Annotated in this window: 15 protein-coding genes; 5 read left to right on the plus strand and 10 right to left on the minus strand. The window is 67.3% G+C overall.

The genetic code is table 11. The features are described 5' to 3' along the window. Positions 1 to 140: 140 nt before the first annotated feature. From KYT87_RS23310 to KYT87_RS23325, 4 genes are all read left to right on the plus strand, one after another. Positions 141 to 569 (plus strand): DUF2946 family protein, encoded by a 429-nt coding sequence (locus tag KYT87_RS23310; RefSeq protein WP_104145589.1) that lies wholly within the window; start codon positions 141 to 143, stop codon positions 567 to 569. Positions 570 to 835: 266 nt separating this feature from the next. Continuing rightward, positions 836 to 3,037, plus strand: a complete 2,202-nt coding sequence (locus KYT87_RS23315) for a TonB-dependent siderophore receptor (protein ID WP_219990944.1) — start codon at positions 836 to 838, stop codon at positions 3,035 to 3,037. Between the two features lie 25 nt (positions 3,038 to 3,062). Continuing rightward, complete coding sequence (locus KYT87_RS23320; RefSeq protein ID WP_219990945.1) at positions 3,063 to 4,595, plus strand: PepSY-associated TM helix domain-containing protein; 1,533 nt, start codon at positions 3,063 to 3,065, stop codon at positions 4,593 to 4,595. 137 nt (positions 4,596 to 4,732) lie between these two features. Continuing rightward, entirely contained in the window at positions 4,733 to 5,338 is a 606-nt protein-coding gene (locus tag KYT87_RS23325) for a phosphatase PAP2 family protein (RefSeq protein ID WP_219990946.1), read from the plus strand. 75 nt (positions 5,339 to 5,413) lie between these two features. Here KYT87_RS23325 and KYT87_RS23330 read toward each other — a convergent pair whose 3' ends face one another. The 3 genes from KYT87_RS23330 to KYT87_RS23340 all read right to left on the minus strand — a co-directional run bounded on the left by KYT87_RS23330 (position 5,414) and on the right by KYT87_RS23340 (position 8,685). Next, complete coding sequence (locus KYT87_RS23330) at positions 5,414 to 6,397, minus strand: tripartite tricarboxylate transporter substrate binding protein (RefSeq protein ID WP_219990947.1); 984 nt, start codon at positions 6,395 to 6,397, stop codon at positions 5,414 to 5,416. A gap of 129 nt (positions 6,398 to 6,526) precedes the next feature. Further along, a complete protein-coding gene (locus KYT87_RS23335; protein WP_219990948.1) occupies positions 6,527 to 7,612 on the minus strand; it encodes a tartrate dehydrogenase in 1,086 nt (361 codons plus the stop codon). 131 nt (positions 7,613 to 7,743) lie between these two features. Then, complete coding sequence (locus KYT87_RS23340; RefSeq protein WP_223265014.1) at positions 7,744 to 8,685, minus strand: DUF3829 domain-containing protein; 942 nt, start codon at positions 8,683 to 8,685, stop codon at positions 7,744 to 7,746. 276 nt (positions 8,686 to 8,961) lie between these two features. Here KYT87_RS23340 and KYT87_RS23345 point away from each other — a divergent pair, with 276 nt between their 5' ends. Next, the gene (locus KYT87_RS23345; protein WP_219990949.1) at positions 8,962 to 10,410 is read left to right on the plus strand and encodes an AlkA N-terminal domain-containing protein; all 1,449 of its coding nucleotides are present in this window, start codon (positions 8,962 to 8,964) and stop codon (positions 10,408 to 10,410) included. A 150-nt stretch (positions 10,411 to 10,560) separates the two neighbouring features. Here the strand turns inward: KYT87_RS23345 and KYT87_RS23350 are convergent, their stop codons facing one another. From KYT87_RS23350 to KYT87_RS23380, 7 genes are all read right to left on the minus strand, one after another. Further along, complete coding sequence (locus KYT87_RS23350) at positions 10,561 to 11,466, minus strand: LysR family transcriptional regulator (RefSeq protein WP_104145595.1); 906 nt, start codon at positions 11,464 to 11,466, stop codon at positions 10,561 to 10,563. Positions 11,467 to 11,484: 18 nt separating this feature from the next. After that, positions 11,485 to 11,967 carry a YajQ family cyclic di-GMP-binding protein gene (locus KYT87_RS23355; RefSeq protein WP_046805184.1) on the minus strand — a complete coding sequence of 161 codons (483 nt, stop codon included), beginning with the start codon at positions 11,965 to 11,967 and terminating at the stop codon, positions 11,485 to 11,487. Between the two features lie 337 nt (positions 11,968 to 12,304). Further along, positions 12,305 to 13,135: a heme ABC transporter ATP-binding protein gene (locus KYT87_RS23360; protein ID WP_219992756.1), complete on the minus strand. Its 831-nt coding sequence runs from the start codon at positions 13,133 to 13,135 to the stop codon at positions 12,305 to 12,307. Positions 13,136 to 13,239: 104 nt separating this feature from the next. Further along, entirely contained in the window at positions 13,240 to 14,238 is a 999-nt protein-coding gene (locus KYT87_RS23365) for an iron ABC transporter permease (RefSeq protein WP_219990950.1), read from the minus strand. Further along, entirely contained in the window at positions 14,222 to 15,037 is an 816-nt protein-coding gene (locus KYT87_RS23370; RefSeq protein ID WP_219992757.1) for a hemin ABC transporter substrate-binding protein, read from the minus strand. Before KYT87_RS23370 ends, KYT87_RS23365 begins: the two co-directional genes overlap by 17 nt. 117 nt (positions 15,038 to 15,154) lie before the next feature. Next, positions 15,155 to 16,201: a hemin-degrading factor gene (locus KYT87_RS23375; RefSeq protein ID WP_219990951.1), complete on the minus strand. Its 1,047-nt coding sequence runs from the start codon at positions 16,199 to 16,201 to the stop codon at positions 15,155 to 15,157. A gap of 74 nt (positions 16,202 to 16,275) precedes the next feature. After that, the gene (locus KYT87_RS23380) at positions 16,276 to 18,924 is read right to left on the minus strand and encodes a TonB-dependent receptor (protein WP_255593454.1); all 2,649 of its coding nucleotides are present in this window, start codon (positions 18,922 to 18,924) and stop codon (positions 16,276 to 16,278) included. Positions 18,925 to 18,957 lie beyond the last annotated feature (33 nt).

Genomic DNA, 18,957 nt, shown 5'->3' on the forward strand with positions numbered 1-18,957 from the left:
CCCGCGCCGGGCCATGCGGCGGGCCATCCTCCCGGCCATGCACCTGGCCGCGCCGCAGGCAAAGCGCCGGAGCAAAGCGTGTTGAGATTCTTTTGATTTTGCGCGCGCATCGGAAAACTGCTCCGATATAATCCGGCTCCATGTGCTTCGCTACTTTCCTGACCCGCCCCACCGTGTGGATCGCGCTTGCCGCGATCCTGTGGGCGTCGTTGGCGCCGTCGCTAGCCCATGCCCTGAGCCTGTCTCCCGACGGCCATCACATCCATCGCATCCAGGTCGATGTCTGCGCCGGTGGCGCGGATGACAGCGCCACGATGACGCTGGACGTCGTGCACGATGGCCCGCACGACGCCTCGCAAGACGGTCATGCCGGCGACGGCCATGGTGACAACCACCATTGTCCGCTGTGCCGTAACCCCCATGCCGACGTCGGCATCCTGCCCACGCCCGTGCCGGTGCTGCCCGTTCCCGTGGGCCGCGCCACGACCTACCCGCCGCTGTTCTTCCTGGCGGCAAACCCCCTTCATGCCTGGAGCGCGGTTCAGCCGCGCGCACCGCCCGCCAACTAAGCTGGCGCTGAGTCAACCGCCCACACGTTCGCGGCTTCCTTGGTGGTCCCTTCTTGGCCCCTTGGTGTCCCGTCGTGGCCCCTCGTGGCCCGCTGTGTGCGCAGCACGACCTATCGCCCAGCTTGCCGTCTTTAGCCGACCCACCGTCTTCGCGCCTTGATGCGCGAGGCATGGCGACGTCGTCATCCAGACCTTGAGCCTTCCCCGCGCACCGCCTGCATTCCGGCGGCGTGCCGGACGCGCTCGCCCGTTTGCAGGCATGCTTCATGAAACACACTTCTCTGTACACCTTGCTGCTGGGCGTCATGGCCAGCGCTCCCGCCCTGTCCCTGGCCGCCGAACCCGCCGTCACGACCCTGGCGCCCACCACCATTTACGGCGCCGGCCATATTGAGCCGGCGCCCAACGGCCCCATCGACCTGGACATCAAGGACAGCACCGGCAGCCGCCTGGGGCTGACCCTGCGCGAAACGCCGGCCAGCGTCACCGTCATCACGCGCGAGCAGATCGAAGCGCGTGGCTCGCTCAACACGCAGGACATCGCGCGCGGCATTCCGGGCGTGGACAACGCCTCGCCCCCCGGCAATGCCGGCGCGGTCAGCTATCGCGGCTTCGCCGGTGGCCAGGTATCGCAATTGTTCAACGGCATCTCGGTGCAGTACGACGCCATTGCCGGGCGCCCGGTGGACAGCTGGATCTACGACCGCGTCGAAGCCATCGGCGGCCCGTCCACGTTTCTGTTCGGCGCGGGCGCGGTCGGCGGCGCCATCAACGTCGTCACCAAGCTGCCCGAGCGCGACACCTTCTACGACAGCCAATTCCGCCTGGGCTCGTTCGACAGCCGCCAATATTCCATCGGCCTGAACCAGCAGTTGGCGGGTGACGCCGGCGGCCAGGGCCACTACCTGCGCATCGACGCCAACACCGGCTCCAGCCACGGTTGGGTGGACGGCAACCATAGCCGCGCCACGCAAGTGGCGGCATCGCTGCTGTCCGACCTGGGCGCGGACCTGACCCAGACCTTCGCCTTTGAATACCAGCGCGAACAGGTCGACCGCCCCTACTGGGGCACGCCGCTAAAAACCAACGCCAACGGCGTGGTGCAAGGCGAAGGCCAGATCATGGATGGCACGCGTTTCAAGAACTACAACGTCAACGACGGCCTGTACGAGCAGTCCATTCTTTGGGCGCGGTCGATCACCGAATGGCGCGCGGGCTCGAACCTGACGCTGAAGAACACGCTGTATCACTATCGTGCTGAACGCGATTTTCGTAACCTGGAAAGCTATCGCTTCAATGCCGGCAACAGCTTGGTGCTGCGCTCGGGCGCGTTGCTGCAACGGCACGAGCAGACGCTGACCGGCAACCGCATCGAAGGGCTGTACCGCTCGACGCTTGCCGGGCTGCCCAGCGACTGGTCGTTTGGCGCCGACATCAGCCAGAACAAGGTCACGCGCTTTCCAACCAGCATCAACGGCCAGGTCGATGCCGTGGACCCGTACGATTTTTCGCCCGGCGACTTCTACGATATTCCCGGCATGACGCGCGGCCACAAGCCCGACCGCGAGAACCGCATCCGCACCTTTGCCCTGACGGTGGAAAACCGCACGCAGGTGCTGCCCGGCGTGGCCATCGTGTCGGCGCTGCGCAAGGACTTTATCGACCTGGACCTGACCAACCGCCGCGCGGTGACCGCCACGTCGCCCGCCAGCGCGCAGCGCAGCTATTCGCCCTTGACCGGGCGCTTGGGCGTGAACTGGGAAGTCAGCCCCGAAGCCGCGTTGTACGCGCAGTACGCGACGGCGGCCGACCCCCCTTCCGGCTTGCTGGCCACCGCATCCTTCGCCGACGTGCTGAACAACGACAAGCTCACCACCGGCACGCAGGCCGAAGTGGGCGGCAAGTTCAACTTCTGGGACGGGCGCGGCGCGGCCACCGTGGCGGTCTACGAGATCAAGCGCAAGAACATGGCAACGTCCGACCCCGACAACCCCGGCGTCAGCGTGCCGGTGGGTGCGCAGTCCGCGCGCGGCGTGGAACTGGCGGGCGGCCTGCAACTGACGCCCAAGCTGTCCGTGCAAGGCAACGTGGCCTTTGTCGACCCGCGTTACGACGACTTCTCGCAATCCGCGGGTGGCGTGCCGGTATCGCGCAATGGCAACGTGCCGACCAACACGCCACGCCGGTTGGCCAACGTATGGGTCGATTACGCCTTCGTGCCCGACTGGAATGCCAGCGTCGCCGCGCGCTACGTGGGCCGTTCCTACGCGGACGCGGCCAACACCGTGTGGGCGCCCTCCTACACGGTGTTCGATGCGGCCTTGTCGCACCGGATCAACCGCAACGTGAACGCCACCGTGCGCGTGCGCAACCTGACCGACAAGGTCTACGCCGCCAACGCCAGCCCGACCATGTTCTACCTGGGCGCGCCGCGTTCGGTGGAACTGACGCTGCAAATGCGGTTCTGACAAACGCGCGACCAAGGGGGATGCCATGAGCACCACATCCAGCCGCGCGCCCGCGCGCCACGCCGGGCCGCCACTGTCCACGCGCGCCAAGCGTTGGCTGTACCTGATCCATCGCTGGGCCGGCATTGTGCTGTGCCTGTTCTTCGCCATGTGGTTTATTTCCGGCGTGGTGATGATGTACGTGGGCTACCCCAAGCTGACGCCGCACGAGCGGCTGACGCATCTGGCCCCGCTGGACGCGGCCACGCTTGCCGTCACGCCCGGCCAGGCGCTGGCGGCGGCCGGGGCAAGCGATGCCATCGGCCTGAGCCTGGCCGCCACACGTGCCGGCGCGCCGGTCTATCTGGTGCCCGGCGCGCCGCGCAAGCCGCCCAAGGTGGTGGATGCGGCCACCGGCGCCCTGCTGCCGCCCGCCGATGCGTCGGTGGCGAAGGCATCGGCGCTGGCATGGTTCGGCGGGCAGTACGCCGCGCGCCATCAGGAAACCGTGGACGAAGACGTCTACACGCATTCGGGTTCGCTGGACGTGCACCGTCCGCTGCATCGGGTGGACATGGACGACCCGGCGCGCACGCGCTTGTACGTGTCGTCGGCCACGGGCGCGGTGGTGCTGGACGCCACGCGCAACGAGCGCGCCTGGAACTACGCGGGCGCGTGGATCCACTGGCTGTATCCGCTGCGCGGCAACGTGCTGGACCGCTGGTGGCATGACGTGGTGGTGTGGCTGTCGGTGGCGGGTGTGCTGGTGGCGCTGACGGGCACGGTGGTGGGCATCCTGCGCTGGCGCTTTTCGCGCCCGTACGCCACGGGCAGCCGTTCGCCCTACCGCGAACGCATGATGCGATGGCATCACATCAGCGGGCTGCTGTTTGCCGCCATCACCATCACATGGATCTTCAGCGGCCTGATGTCGATGAACCCGTGGAAGTTGTTTACCAGCACGGCCGCGCCGCTGGCGCACAGCGCGTACGCCGGCCCCGCCGCCGAGACGCCGCTGGCCTCGCCGCGTGAACTGATTGCCGCGCTACCTGCCGCCCCGCGCGAACTGACCTGGACGCGCGCCGCCGGCCAGGACGTGGCGTTGGCCCGCAGCAGCGTCGGCGCGCCGCGCGTGCTGTCGGCCACGGCCGCCACGCCCACCGCGTTTGCCGAAGCAGACCTGCGCGAGTCGGCCGCGCGCCTGCTGCCCGACGCGGCGATACGCGAGGTTCAGGTCCTGCACGACTACGATTTCTACTACTACGCGCGAGACGCGCACGCGATGCTGGGCCACGTCGAAAAGCCGCTGCCGATGTGGCGCGTGGTCTACGACAACCCGCAGGCGACCTGGGTGTATCTGGACCCGGCCACCAGCCAGATCGTGGGCCGGCAAGACCGCAGCAATCGCGTCAGCCGCTGGCTGTTCGCCTTCTTGCATAGCTGGGACTGGACCGGCCTGTTGTCGCGCCGGCCGGTGTGGGACGTGCTGCTGATCGTGTTGAGCCTGGGCGGCGCGGCGTTGAGCCTGACCGGCGTGGTAATCGGTTGGCGGCGCTTGGGCAAGAAGCTGAAAGGATGAGGTTTGACCGAATCAGGCTGCGGCCGGCCTCGCGTGTCCAGAAGTAAAACCCAGCACGGCGACGCACTTTGTAAGCGGACTGACGGGAAACCCCATTACCATCGCGGCTATTGTTTATTACGCTGCGATGACGTGTCATGGATTTCCTGGACAGCCTGAACCATTCCCTGTTTCTTTCGATCAACGCCGACCCGGCTTCGCCCGCCTGGCGCATCCACGCCGCCATGCTGATCGCCAACCGGCTGATCCTGCTGGTTCCCGGCGCGCTGGCCGCGCTGTGGTTGTGGGGCGGGCAGCCGCAACGCAGCCTGGCGCTGAAGGTGCTGGCCAGCATCGGCGCCGCGCTGTTCATCAGCTATCTGTGCGGGGCGCTGTGGCCGCAGCCGCGTCCGTTCGTGCTGGGGCTGGGCCATGCGTTCTTTCCGCACAAGGCGACCTCTTCCTTCCCCAGCAACCACACCATCATCATTGCCACCTTTGCGTTCGCGCTGATCCTGGACCGGCGCTGGGCGGCCTGGGGCTGGCTTGCGTTGCTGGGCGCCGCCGTCGTCGGTACGGCGCGCGTCTATCTGGGCGTGCATTTCCCCTTGGACATCGCGGGCGGCCTGGTGCTGGCGCCCATCGCCGCGGCGATTACCGCGGCGGTGTGGAATCGCGTCGGCGCACCGCTGACGCTGGCCACGCAAGGCATTTACCGCAAACTGCTGGCCTTGCCGATTGCACGCGGCTGGTTCCGCGCGTAGACGGTCGGCGGATCAACCCGGCGCAGCGCGCCTGCCGGGGTCCGCTTCCCCTGGCGCCCGCGCAAGGCGGATCGCTCAGTTGATCGCAACGTTCGCGTCTTTGACCAGCTTGGCGTAGTTGGTGGTGTCCGCGCCGATACGGGCGCGCATCTGCTCGGGCGTATCGCCAATCGGCACCGCCCCGATCTCGGCCATCCGGCGCGCGAAGTCGGGCGAATGGATGATCTTCACCATCTCGGCGTTCAGCCGCGTCACCACCTCGGCGGGCGCGGCGGCCGGCGCCAACACGCCAAACCACGTCCCCATGTTGAAGGGCTTGATGCCCGCCTCTTGCATCGTCGGCACATTGGGCAACGCGGCCGAACGCTGATCGGTGGTGACGGCCAGCGCGCGCAGCTTGCCGCTTTGGATGTGCGCGAGCACGGGCGTGATGGTGTCGAACGACATATCGATCTGGCCGCCCAGCAAATCGGTGGTCAACGGCCCGCTGCCCTTGTACGGCACGTGCAGCAGCTTGACGTGGCCCTGCTGCTCGAACTGCGCACCGATCAGGTGTTGCCCCGTGCCCATGCCGTTGGACCCATACGTCAGCTTGCCCGGCGCAGCCTGCGCCAGCTTGAGCAGGCCTTGCACGGTGGTGGCGTCCAGCTTGGGGTTGACGACCAGCACGTTGGGCACCAGCGCCACCGTCGTCACCGGCGCGAAGTCCTTCTGAAAGTCGTAGTGCAGGCTCTTGTAGACGCTGGTGGCGATGGTGTGATGCACCGCGCCCATCAGCAGCGTGTAGCCGTCGGGCGCTGCCTTGGCCACGTAGTCGGCGCCCAGCGTCGAGCCCGCGCCCGGCTTGTTTTCCACCACCACGGGCTGGCCCAGGCTCTTGGACAGTTCCTGCCCCAGGGCGCGCGCCAACACGTCGGTGGTGCCGCCCGCCGGAAATGGCACCACCAGGCTGATCGGCCGGGCCGGATACGTCTGCGCCATGGCGGCCCCGCCCATCAAGGGCAGGCCCATCGCGCAGGCGAGCGCCAACGCGCGCACGCGGAATCGTTGCTTGAACATGCTTGTCTCCTTGGAATACGAATGGACTTCGCTTCTTGTTGTATTGCCGGGTCACCGCGTGAAGCTTGCTGCCTCGGGGTCTTGCGCCCTGTCGCGGTGTCCGGGTATCGCCGCGGGCGGCGCGTGCCGCTACGCCGCCTTGACCTGCCAGCCCTGCGCCAGCTGCGCGCAGACGGCCTCGGTGACGTCATCGGTGCGCGCCTGTCCGCCCAGGTCGCGAGTATGCAGCGCCGGGGTGGCCGTGACGCGTTCAATGGCTTGCATCAAACGCGCCGCCGCGTCCGTCTCGCCCAGGTGTTCCAGCAGCATGACCACCGACCAGAACGTGCCCACCGGGTTGGCCAGGCCTTGCCCCATGATGTCGAAGGCCGATCCGTGGATGGGTTCGAACATGGAGGGGTAGCGGCGTTCCGGGTCGATGTTGCCGGTGGGCGCGATGCCCAGGCTGCCGGCCAGCGCGGCGGCCAGGTCGCTGAGGATGTCGGCGTGCAGGTTGGTGGCCACGATGGTGTCCAGCGACGCGGGCCGGTTGACCATGCGCGCGGTGGCGGCGTCGACCAGTTCCTTGTCCCAGGTGACGTCGGGAAATTCGCGGCTGACTTGCAGCGCGATCTCGTCCCACATGACCATGGCGTGGCGCTGCGCGTTGGATTTGGTGATGACGGTCAACAGCTTGCGCGGGCGGGATTGCGCCAGCTTGAAGGCAAAGCGCAGGATGCGTTCAACGCCGGCCCGCGTCATGATGGACACGTCGGTAGCGGCCTCGATGGGATGGCCCTGATGCACGCGGCCACCCACGCCGGAATATTCGCCTTCGGAATTTTCGCGCACGATGACCCAGTTCAGTTGCTCGGGCGTGCAGCGCTTTAGCGGCGCGTCGATGCCGGGCAGGATGCGCGTGGGACGCACGTTGGCGTACTGGTCAAAGCCCTGGCAGATCTTCAGGCGCAGGCCCCACAGGGTGATGTGGTCGGCAATGTCGGGGTCACCGGCCGAGCCGAACAGGATGGCGTCCTTGTCGCGCAAGGCGTCCAGGCCATCGGCGGGCATCATCACGCCGTGCTGGCGGTAATAGTCGCCGCCCCAATCGAAGTTCTGGAATTCGAATTGCAGGCCGCCTTCGTCGGCAATGGCCTGCATGACGCGCTGGCCGGCCGGAATCACTTCCTTGCCAATGCCGTCGCCGGGGATGGTTGCGATGCGGTAGGTCTTCATAAGCCGACAGGCTCCTTGCGGGTAAGGGTCTGTCGGCAATGTACCGAGCGCTGCGCGCCGTGCGCGCAGCGCCGCTCACAACATCTTCAACCTGAAGTTGAAGATGGCGCGGCGGTGATCCGCAGCGATGATCAGCAGCGGTTGACGTTCAGGTTGTTGATCAGGTTGTTGAACGTCTGGCGCAGGCTGTAGGCGTCGTCCACGATGGTGGGGCGCATCATCTTGAAGGCGCCGGTGCGTTCGGCGTCCTGCTTGTAGCGGCCGCTGTCCGTGTTTTCCAGTACCTTGCGGCCGGCGGCCAGGAAGGCGTTGGCCTGCATCATCGTGCTGGCGCAGCCCTTGGGATCGGCCTCGCGGGTCTTCTTGTCAAAGCCCAGCGTCATCTCATTCAGCTTGTCCAGCTGCTGCTTGAACGCGTCCTTCTTGTCGCCCAGGCCGGTGCCTTCGAAAATGCCGGTGGCCTGGTCCAGCGTGGACTTGCCGTAATAGACCATGCCCGCGCGGTAGTAGGCCACGGTGTCCTTCTTGGCCTTCTCGAACGCTTCCTTGGTGTTGGCCGTGTCCTTTACGGAAATGCCATGGTAGAAGGCGCTTTCGGCCTTGGCCACGTCGGTCAGCGCGGCCACGTAGGCCGGGCTTTTCTCGCGTGCCAGCGCGCCGTTATCCGACAGGAAGGTCTTGGCGGCGGCGTAGTTTTGCAATTCGGTGGACAGCGGGGCCAGCTTGCCCAGCGCGTCGGCAAAGTTCTTGGCGGGCGCGTCGATCTCGGGGATGGCCGGCTTCATGGCCAGGGCCTTTTCCAGCTTTTCCTTGGTGCGCAGCACCATGATGTCGTTGCCGATGACGTAGTCCTTCACGGGCTTCTTGTCGGCCATCTTGGGCACCATGTACTTGTTGTACTGGTCCAGCGTTTCATCAAACGACTGGCTGATGCTGTTGGCCGCGTCAACGTACTGGTTGTACTTGACGATCTCGGCCTGGGCGGTGCTGGCTTCAGCGGCTTTTGCTTGCGGCTTGGCGTTGTCGTCACCGCACGCGGCGAGCATCAACGTGGCGGCCAAAATAGCGGACATGCACAAGGGGCGCGACATAAAAATCTGTTCTCCGAAAAAGGGAACGCATCATATGCCGTCGTGTTGCTTAACACGCTACAAAGTCATTCAGAGCTGTCACAAGGGTTTGCAAAGCGCGACGACTTCTTTACATGCGCGCCCATGCCCGCGCTTTTGGCCAAGCGCAGGCGTGCCGCGCGGTGGATGTGCCGGCGGTTTTCGGACAGCAATATCATCGGCACAACACTGTCCGAAAACCGCTAGATGCCCGCCTGCCGGCGGCGCTAGCATGGCGGCATGAACCTGGACCACGACGCCTGCTACCGCGCCATCAGCGTGCGCGACGCCCGTTACGACGGGCGCTTCTTCACGGCGGTGAAGACCACGCGCATTTATTGCCGCCCGGTGTGCCCGGCGCGCACGCCGCTATCTCGCAATGTCACGTTTTTTAGCAGCGCCGCCGCCGCGCAAGAAGCGGGGTTTCACCCTTGCCTGCGCTGCCGCCCGGAAACCGCGCCCGACCTTGGCCCCCCGCGTGAACTACCGGACAGCGTGGCGCGCGCGCTGGCGCTGATCGAGGCGGGCGCCCTGGACGATGCCGGCGTGGACGCGCTGGCCGCCAGGCTGGGCGTGGGCGACCGGCAACTACGCCGGCTGTTTCGCCAGCATCTGGGTGCGTCGGCGGTGGCCGTGGCGCAAACCCGGCGTGTGCTGCTGGCCAAGCAACTGATCCACGAAACCCAGCTGCCCATGGCCGACATTGCCTTCGCTTCCGGCTTTGGCAGCATTCGCCGCTTTAACGAAACCTTCCTGGCGCTGTTCGGGCGCGCGCCCGGCGCGCTGCGGCGTTCGGCCCGGCCCGATGTGCCCTACGCCGCGCAAGGCGAAATCAAGCTGTTGCTGCGCTACCGGCCGCCTTACGACTGGGCGGCCATGCTGGATTTTCTGCGGATGCGGGCCATACCCGGCATGGAGCGCGTGGATGGCGATGGCTATGCGCGCACGGTCAGCGTGGATGGCATGCAGGGCACGATCAGCGTGCGGCCGGGCACGGGCAACGCGTTGCAGGCCACGGTGCGCGTGGCGCGCGTGAATGCCTTGCCGACGATCATTGCGCGGATCCGGCGGCTGTTCGACCTGGGCAGCGACCCAGTTGCGCTGGCGGCGCAGTTCGCGCATGACCCGGTGATGGCGGCGTTGATCGCGGCGCGCCCTGGCTTGCGCGTGCCGGGCGCCTGGGACGGATTTGAATTGGCGATGCGCGCGGTGCTGGGCCAGCAGATCACCGTGTCGGCGGCTATCCGGCTGGCGGGCAAGCTGGTTGCCGCGCATGGCGCATGGCTGACGCAGCCCGAGGACGGCCTGACCCATTGTTTTCCCGAGCCGCCAGCGTTAGCCCACGCGGAGCTTGCCGGTCTGGGCATGCCGCGCAGCCGCGCGGCCACGCTGTCGGCGGTGGCGGCTGCGGCGGTGGCGGACCCACGTTTGTTCGATCCGGGCAGCAGTCTGGAAGACGCGGTCAAGCGGCTGCGCGCAATACGCGGTATCGGAGAGTGGACGGCGCAGTACATTGCGTTGCGCCAGTTGCGCGAACCGGATGCGTTTCCCAGCGCGGACATCGGCTTGATCCGTACGTTGGAGAAATTGGAAGCGCGGCCCTACACGCCCGCGCAGTTGCTGGCGCGGTCCGACTCATGGCGGCCATGGCGCGCGTATGCCGCGCAGCATCTGTGGTCGGCGGGTTGAGCGCGGCGGATTGAGGACGGGGCGGCCTGCTGTCTGCTGTCTGCTGCCGGCTGTCTGCTGTCTGCTGTCTGCTGCGTGCTGCGTGCTGTCGGTCCAGTCTGCCGCTTGCCACTCCCCTGGTGGCTTCTGCGCAGGGCCGCGCATCCTTCCCTACCAGGCTGCCTGTTTATCGCGCTGAAAATAGCCCACCAAAAAATCCACAAAGACGCGGACCTTGGCGGACAGGTGGTGGCGTTCGGGGAACACGGCGTAGATGTCCGCCTGCGGCAACGCGTAGTCTTCCAGCACGTGCACCAGCCGGCCGCTGCGCAGGTAGCGCGCCAGATCCCATTCGGCGCGCTGCAAGATGCCCAGGCCGGCAAGCCCCCAGGTCAGCGTGACTTCCCCATCGTTGCTGCTTAACGTGCCCCGCACCTTCACGGTTTCGCTGCGCCGGCCCTTGGTGAAGCGCCACAGGCTGTAGGCGTCTTCGTTCTGGCGCAGCACGATGCACTGGTGCCGCGTCAGGTCGTGCGGGGTCAGCGGCACGCCATGCGCTTTCAGGTAGGCCGGCGATGCGCACACCAGCCGGCGGTTGGGCGCGATCTTGCGGGCGATCAAGCGCGTGTCGGGCAGGTCGCCGAAGCGCACCGCCACGTCGAACGCATCCTGCACGAAGTCGGCGGGGCTGTCGGTCAGCTGCAATTGCAACATCACGTCGGGATACTGCGTGGAAAATTCCGCGATGGCCGGCGCAATGTAGCTGCGCCCAAAGCCCAGCGGCGCGTTAACTTTCAAACGGCCGCGCGGGGTGTCCTGGCGGCTGGCGATCAGCGCGTCCAGGTCTTCGATGTCGCCCAGGATGCGGCGGGCGCTTTCCAGGTAGACCTCGCCTTCGGCCGTCAGGCTCAGGCGCCGCGTGCTGCGGTTGAACAGGCGCACGCCCAGCCGCGCTTCGATCTGCGCCAGCCGTTTGCTGACAGCAGCCGGCGTCACATCCAGTTGGCGGGCAGCCGCCGACATGCCGCCGGCACGGGCCAGCTCAACCACCAATTGCAGTTCGCTGGAATGCCCCATGGCGGCGGGCCGGGGCGCTTAGTCGCGGAAGTTTTCGAACTGCAAGGGCAGGTCGACGTCGGTCTTCTTCAACAGTGCGATGGCCGATTGCAGGTCGTCGCGCTTTTTGCCGGTGATACGCAGCTTGTCACCGTTGATCTGCGATTCCACCTTGAGCTTGGCGTTCTTGATGGCGGCGATCAGCTTCTTGGCCACGGGCTGTTCGATACCCTGCTTGATGGTGACCTTCTGGCGGGCGCCGCCCAGGTTTTCCAGCGGGTCGGCCACGTCCAGGCAGCGCACATCGATGCCACGCGCCGACAGGCGGCCGCGCAGGATGTCGAGCATTTGCTTGAGCTGGAACGCGCTGGAGGCCACCTGGGTGACGACAAAGCCTTCCAGTTCGAACTTGGCGTCGCTGCCCTTGAAGTCGAAGCGGGTGGACAGTTCGCGGTTGGCCTGATCGATGGCGTTGGTGAGTTCGTGTTTGTCGACTTCGGAGACGACGTCAAAAGTAGGCATGACACGGGTCCTGTTGGATGATGAAAAATAGGGATGAACGTCAGAGCCGCCTGCATCAGGCGGCGCTTTGGTTAACGCTGGGTATGACTGCCGCGCACGACTGCCGCGTGCGACTGCCGCGTGCGACTGCCACGCACGACTGCCGCGTGCGACTGCCGCGTGCGACCGCCGCGTACGACGGCCGCTTACCGCTGCCGCTTACCACTGCCGCGTACGACGGCCGCTTATCACTGCTGTCTACGCCCGCAGTGTATGACGCGGTGTACCTCGGCCGCCATTTTACCGGCCCCGCGCCGCCGCGCGCCACCGCACCGAACGGCGCGCGCCGCCCTGCCCGTTACCTCGTCAGGACCAGCAGTCGGTCAGGCTGCAACGGGTGGGCGATCACCTGGGCGTCGATGCCGTAGGCCAGGTGCAGGTTGGCCGCCGTCAGCACCCGGGCGGGGGTGCCTTGCGCGATGGCATGGCCGGCGTTAAGCAGCAACAGGCGGTCGCACCAGCGCGCGGCCAGATTCATGTCGTGCAGAATCACCAGGACGCCTGTATTGCCCTCATGCGCCAGTTCCCAGGCGCGGCGCAGCAGATCGCCCTGGTGCTTCGGGTCCAGGCTGGCGGTGGGTTCGTCCAGCAACAGGTAACGTGCCTCGCCGGGTGCGCGGGCGGCGTGGCATTGCACCAGCACACGCGCGAATTGCACGCGCTGCTGTTCACCGCCCGACAGTTCCGGGTAGCGGCGGCCGGCCAGATGCGCCACATCGGCAAGGCCCAGCGCGTGGGCCACCAGCGCATCGACCTGTGCAGGCGCCAGTTCAGCGAACGGGTAGGCGCCCATTGCCACCACCTCACGCACGCCCAGGTCGAAGGTCAGGCCTGGCTTTTGCGGCAGCACCGCCCGGCGTCGCGCCTGCTGGCGCAGCGCCATGCCGGCAAGCGGCGCGCCGTCCAGCGTTATCTGGCCGGCATCGGCCGATAGCTCGGCCGCCAGCGCACCCAGCAAGGTGGATTTGCCCGCGCCGTTGGCGCCCAGCAAGCCCACGACCTCGCCGGGGCGCACCTCCAGTGACACGTCGGTCAGGATGCGCGCACCGCCGCGAGACAAGCTCAGCGTGTGGGCCGCCAGGGCTTGTCCGCCCGCGGCGTGCCCGGCCGTGCGGGGGGCGGGTTGCATCTGTGCAGCCTTCGTCTGTGCAGCCTGCGCCTGTGCGAGCGGCGCCTGGGCGAGTGGCGTCGGCGTGGCCTGCGCCTGTCCGACCGGAACCTGCGTGCGCGATGTCATGCCAGCCTCCGGCCGCGCGCCAGCAGCCACAGGAAGAACGGGCCGCCGACCAGGCCCGTGACCAGGCCGATCGGCAGTTCGGCCGGCACGACGACGGTGCGCGCCATCCAGTCGGCCAGCACCAGGGCCAGGCCACCGGCCAGCACGGTGGCCGGCAGCAGCCAGCGGTGATTGGCGCCCAGCGTCATGCGCACCAGATGCGGCACCACCAGCCCGACGAAGACGATGGTGCCGGTAGCCGCCACCAGCGGACCGACGATCAGCGCGCTGGCCAGCACCAGTTGCGCGCGCACCCGCTTGAGCGCGTAGCCCAGATGCTGGGCCTCGCGCTCGCCCAGCAGCAAGGCGTTCATCACGCGCCACTGGGAAATCAACCACGCGCTCATCAGCAGCACCCACGGCGCCAGGAAGGCCAGCACGTGCCAGTTGGCGCCGCCCAGGCTGCCCATGTTCCAGAAGGTCAAGTCGCGCAACTGCGCGTCGGTGGCCACGAAGGTGAACAGGCCGATCACACTGAACGACATCGCCGTGATCGCCACGCCGGCCAGCAGCAGGCCCGCCACGCCGGGCACGCGCCGGCCGACGGCATACGCGCACATCGTCGCCAGCAGGCTGCCCACGAAGGCGGACGGCGCGGTGACCCAGAAGCCGCCCGAGGTCAGCACGATGGCGGCAACGGCGCCTAGCGCGCCGCCCGCTGAAATACCGATCAGGCCCGGTTCCGCCAAGGGGTTGCGAAACAAGGCCTGCATGGCCGCACCCGCTATCGCCAGCCCCGCCCCCGTCACCACCGCGAACAGCACGCGCGGCAAGCGGATGTCGATCAGCACATTGCGCCACAGGGCATTCTCGGGCGTGGGCGTGCCCCACAGCAGCGCGGGCAATTCGCGCAGCGGGATCGTCACGGCGCCGTGCGCCGTCGCGCCTAGCACGGCCAGCAGCAAGGCCAGGGCCAGCAGCGCCAAGGCCGTCGGCGCGCTAACGCGCCATGACATCGGCCACCTCTTGTTTAAGCTGGGTCAGCGCCAGCGGCAGGCGCGGCCCCATGCCCAGGATCAGCAGGTCGTCCATGACCACCACGCGACGCTTGGCGGCCGCCGGCGAGCCGGCAACGCCCGGCTGCGCCAGGAACTTGTCCATGCCGCCGGTGGCCTCCAGCGACGCTTGCGTCACCACGATGAGGTCAGGCGCCAACGCGCCGATGGCCTCGGCCGACAGGGGCTTGTAGCCCTGCTGGTCATGCAGCACATTGGTCAGGCCGGCCAGCTGCATGACTTCATTGGCAGCGGTGTCGCGGCCCGCGCCCTGCGGCGTGCCCGTGCGGTTCATCAGCAACAGCGCGCGCGCCCGCGTGGGGGCAATGGCCTGGGCACGCGCGAGTTCCTGCGTGACCTTGTCCACCATGCGTTCGCCGGCCGGCGCCACGCCCAGCGCGTCGGCCACGGCGCGGATGCGCGCCTTCAGTGAATCCACCGACGGCGCATCCGGCACCGTAACGACGCGCACCCCCACGCCCGCCAGACGCTTGAGCGCGTCGGGCGGCCCGGCCTGTTCCGAGGCCAGCACCAGGTCGGGTTTGAGCGACAGCACGCCTTCCACCGGCACGGCGCGGTAATAGCCCACGCGCGGCAGGCGCGTGGCGGCTTCGGGGTACAGGCTGGACAGGTCGTCCCCCACCAGCCGGTCGCCCTCGCCCAGGCCATAGACGATTTCGGTGACGCTGCCGCCCAGGCTTACCACGCGGCCGGGTTCAGCGGCGTGCACGCCGGCCGCTGCGCCGCAGCCCAATGCCATCGCCACCGCCACAGCCCTTGCCAATGCCTTTGCTTTTGCCAATGCCTTTGCTTTTGCCAATGCCCTTGCCATTGCCTTTGGCATGGCGATTGCCGACCATTTTTTCATCGCACGTCCTCAGACCGCCAGCGGCGCATCGCACAGGCCAACCAGCAACTCGCGCCAGCCGGCCAGCTCCGGCTTGCCGGGCTTGCGTTCACCGAAGAACTGCACGATCAGGTCGCCCGTGTCGGCATAGACCTCCAGCGACGTGACCCACCCATCGGAGGTCGGCTTGTTCACCACCCATGCCGAGGCGATGGCGGTGGTGTCCAGGTGCAGGTTGAACTTCGGGTCCAGCACGTTGTACCAAGGGCCCATGCGGCGCAATTCCCGCACCGGGCCGGTATGGATCTGGATCATGCCGCGGTTGCCCACAAAGCACATGATGGGCAGCGCCGACGCCGCAGCCGACTGCAACATGCGTTCCACGGATTCGGCCGGCACGGGCTGCGCCAGGTCTTGACCCACCGCCGCCAACGCCGCCAGCCGCGTCACCTTGAACTTGCGCAGCAAGGGGAAGAATTCGTGCGTGTCCTGCATGGCCAGCCAGGCTTGCCGGAAGGCGGCCGGGTCGTCGACCTGAGCGGCGTCGGTGGCGGGCGCATAGGCTTGCGTGTCGGGCCATTGCGCCTGGCCCGCGAACTTGGCGACCAGCGCGTCATAGGCGGCGGCGTTGGTGGCGTCGGTGCGATACACCTTGTGCACCGCCACGCCCGCGCCGTCGAAGAATTGCAGGCTGTGGCGGCCATCCTGCTGAACGGCCCAGGCCGATTTCCAGGCGGTAAAGAACACGCGCAAGTCGATGTCGGGCCCCAACACCAGACCCACCGGGCCGTCGGCCTGAATGTCCAGGTATTCGCCGTGGCGTTCGTGCACGCACCAGTCGTTGCGCGTCAATGCCATCACTTCGCCCAGCGTGCCCAGTTCGCGAAAGATCTCTTGCGGTGAACCATGCAGCGCGGTGGATTGAACGCCGCCACAGCCGGCGGCAATCCATTCGGCCTCGGACACATTCAGCGCCTGTGCCAGATTGCGCGCGCGCAGCTTCGGTTGCGTGGCGGACAGGGCTTCGTTGCGGGCGCGCAGTTCGTTGGCGCGGGTCGTGAAATCTTGATTCGTCATCGTAGGCCTCCAGCCCAAGGGTTCCGTTTAGCGCCGCCGCCCGGCGGATGCCCGGCGGCGACGCGTGATCAATATCAATACTGGTACGTCAGGGACACGCGCACGCTGCGTCCGGGTTCGGTGTACCAGTCCACCGTGCGCGGCAAGGCCAGCGACCCGGCCGTCGGCACGTTGATGGCTTCCCAGTACTTCTTGTCGAACAGGTTGAACACGCCAGCCTGCACCTGCAATCCCTTGACGGCGGTGGGCCGCCAGTAACCCATCAAGTCCACCACACCATAGCCCGGCGCCTGGAAGTCGGCGTTGGGGGTAGTGGCCGATGCCTCGGGGTATTCGACCTTGTCGCGCTTGAGCGCGGTAGTCAGCATGGCGTCCACGCCCCATACGTCGCGTCCGTAGCCCACACCCAGAATGGCCTTTAACGGCGCGACCGAGTTCAGATACTGGCCCGTGCCTTCGTCCTTGCCCACGGCCCAGGCCAGCGAGCCCCAGGTGCGCCAGCCCGGCGAAAACTTCCAGTGCGCGCTGGCTTCGGCGCCATAGATGCGCACCTTGCCCCGGTTGACGTTGCCGGTCACGCCCAGCGGATACTGCCCTGCCCAACCGGTTTGCCATTGCGGCGAGCTGGCGTCCAGCGGCTGATTGGTATCGATGAAGTTCTGATAACGATTATCAAAGAACGATACCGCACCGCCCAGGTCGTCGGAACCGATCTTGGCGCCCAGTTCCCAGCCCTTGCTGGTTTCGGGTTCCAGGTACGGATTGCCCACGCGCAAGTAGGTGCCGGGGCCGCCGTAGTTGGTATAGAGCTGGCTGGCGCTGGGCGCCTTGAAGCCGTAGGCGTACTGCGCGTACAGGCTCAGGTCGTCCCGGGCCTTCCATGTGCCCAGCAGCTTGGGCGAGAAGCGGCTGCCGCTGTTGGACGGCGGCAGCGCGGCCGCGTTCGGGTTGCTGGCGTAGCTGTCGGTGGATTGCGGCTTTTGTTCGTAGTGGTCGTAGCGCAGGGCCGGCATGACGGTGTAGCGGCCGTCGGCAAAGCTGAATTCGTCCTGCACCCACAGCGCCCATTGGTTGCCCTTGGACTGCGGCACGTCGGCCTGGTTGGTGTGCAGCATGTCGCACGAACGCGGGCCGAACGGCGCGGGCAACCCGGGGCGTATGGCCGGGCAATTGTCGTAGCCGCTGGAATTCTGCTCGGTCTTGTTGCCGTACCACTCGCCGCCCAGGGTCCATAGCTGCGACACGGACGTGCCGGCCAGCCGCTTGGTCAATTCGCCGTTCACGCCAAAGAGCGTCTGCTGGATGGAATTGCTGCGCCCGTATGGGCCGCTGGGAAAGCCGTAGCGGAACGGGTCGCCCGGGATGATGCGCGCGCGGGAATCCACGCTGCGCATGCCGTCCAGCGAATTGTCCAGCCGCACGCGCTGCCAGTAGACGACGGCGGTGGCCGAATCAATCAGGCCGCCGGCGCCGGGCGCCTGGTACGAATAGTCGAACGACACGCGCTCGCGCTCGGTCTCTTTCTTTGTGCTGTTCTCGCCGTACAGATAACTGGTGCCCGCCCCCTGTTCGAACATGTTGTCGATGTCGGCCTTGCGCTTGAAGGTTTCGCCGGTCAGGCCGAAGCGGTGGCCGCCTTCGACGCGTTGTTGCAGCTTCAAGAGGAAGCTGCGCTGGTCGTAGTCTTCAGGGCTGGGTTCGCTGCGCTTGGGGCCGTAGCCGCCCACGTCGCCCCGGTTGTCCAAGGCATGGCCGTTGCGCACGCCGGCCTGCACCAGCCAGAACGTGTTGCTGTGGATCTGGCCGGCCAGCGCCGCGTTGGCGCCCCAGCTGGAATCGGCGGAGTCGTAGTCGGTCTTGGCCAATGCGCCAAAGGTCTTGCCGTCCGTCAACAGGTCGGACGGGTCCAGCGTGCGCAGGTCGGCAATGCCCGAGATGGCGCCGGAGCCGCCCGCGCTGGCGTCCGCGCCGCGCACGATGTCCAGGCGCGACAGGCTGTTGAAGTCCACCGCTTCCAGCCCGCCCTTCACGCCGCGCGCGCCGTCATCCAGCCAGGGCAGCCGGATGCCGTCCACGCGGGTCAGCACGCGGTCTTGATCCAGGCCGCGAATGTTGATGCTGTTGTTGGACCGGTTAAAGCTCACGCCCGGTTCGGCGCGCTTGCCCAGGTCGCTCCAGTTTTTGATTTGCAGCTCGTCCATGCGCTTGCGGTCGGTGCTGGTTTCCCAGGCGGGCGTGGCGACCGCGCCCTCGCCTTCTACCTTGACGGGCGCCAGCTGTGTGATGCCGGGCATGGCCGCTTGCACCACGAACACGTTGCGGCTGCGTTCCTGTACGGCCAGGCCGCTGCCGTCCAGCAGGCGCGCAAAGCCGTCCGCCACGGTGTAGGTGCCCGTCAGCCCGGGCGTGCGGCGTTGCCCCACCAGCGCGGCATCGAACAGCACCGTCACACCCGCGCTGTCGGCAAAGCGCGGCAGCGCGTCGGCCAGCGTGCCGGCGGCGATGCGATAGGCGCGTGCATCGCGTGCGGCGGCGGCCGTGGGCGCGCTGGCCGACGCGGCAATGCCCTGCGCGGCGGCCTGGGGCGGCAGCGCGGCGGCAGCGGCGGCCAGCGCCAGCGCGGCGCGCACGGCGTGGCGCAGGCGCGTCTGTCGCGTCTGGCGCGGCGGCGCGTCCGCTAAGGTTCGGGAGCCGCTTGCGCGGCTGGCGGGAAGATAAGCCATGGTCGTCCTTTCGATCCAACGGGTATCGGCATT

Source organism: Achromobacter sp. ES-001 (genome assembly GCF_019448355.1).
GTDB classification, from domain to species: Bacteria; Pseudomonadota; Gammaproteobacteria; order Burkholderiales; family Burkholderiaceae_B; genus Achromobacter; species Achromobacter spanius_B.

Excerpts from the sequence above, each read along its gene's own strand:
- KYT87_RS23310 (WP_104145589.1), top strand. The coding sequence starts at position 141 with ATGTGCTTCGCTACTTTCCTGACCCGCCCCACCGTGTGGATCGCGCTT.
- KYT87_RS23315 (WP_219990944.1), top strand. The coding sequence starts at position 836 with ATGAAACACACTTCTCTGTACACCTTGCTGCTGGGCGTCATGGCCAGC.
- KYT87_RS23320 (WP_219990945.1), top strand. The coding sequence starts at position 3,063 with ATGAGCACCACATCCAGCCGCGCGCCCGCGCGCCACGCCGGGCCGCCA.
- KYT87_RS23325 (WP_219990946.1), top strand. The coding sequence starts at position 4,733 with ATGGATTTCCTGGACAGCCTGAACCATTCCCTGTTTCTTTCGATCAAC.
- KYT87_RS23330 (WP_219990947.1), bottom strand. The coding sequence starts at position 6,397 with ATGTTCAAGCAACGATTCCGCGTGCGCGCGTTGGCGCTCGCCTGCGCG.
- KYT87_RS23335 (WP_219990948.1), bottom strand. The coding sequence starts at position 7,612 with ATGAAGACCTACCGCATCGCAACCATCCCCGGCGACGGCATTGGCAAG.
- KYT87_RS23340 (WP_223265014.1), bottom strand. The coding sequence starts at position 8,685 with ATGTCCGCTATTTTGGCCGCCACGTTGATGCTCGCCGCGTGCGGTGAC.
- KYT87_RS23345 (WP_219990949.1), top strand. The coding sequence starts at position 8,962 with ATGAACCTGGACCACGACGCCTGCTACCGCGCCATCAGCGTGCGCGAC.
- KYT87_RS23350 (WP_104145595.1), bottom strand. The coding sequence starts at position 11,466 with ATGGGGCATTCCAGCGAACTGCAATTGGTGGTTGAGCTGGCCCGTGCC.
- KYT87_RS23355 (WP_046805184.1), bottom strand. The coding sequence starts at position 11,967 with ATGCCTACTTTTGACGTCGTCTCCGAAGTCGACAAACACGAACTCACC.
- KYT87_RS23360 (WP_219992756.1), bottom strand. The coding sequence starts at position 13,135 with ATGCAACCCGCCCCCCGCACGGCCGGGCACGCCGCGGGCGGACAAGCC.
- KYT87_RS23365 (WP_219990950.1), bottom strand. The coding sequence starts at position 14,238 with ATGTCATGGCGCGTTAGCGCGCCGACGGCCTTGGCGCTGCTGGCCCTG.
- KYT87_RS23370 (WP_219992757.1), bottom strand. The coding sequence starts at position 15,037 with ATGGCATTGGGCTGCGGCGCAGCGGCCGGCGTGCACGCCGCTGAACCC.
- KYT87_RS23375 (WP_219990951.1), bottom strand. The coding sequence starts at position 16,201 with ATGACGAATCAAGATTTCACGACCCGCGCCAACGAACTGCGCGCCCGC.
- KYT87_RS23380 (WP_255593454.1), bottom strand. The coding sequence starts at position 18,924 with ATGGCTTATCTTCCCGCCAGCCGCGCAAGCGGCTCCCGAACCTTAGCG.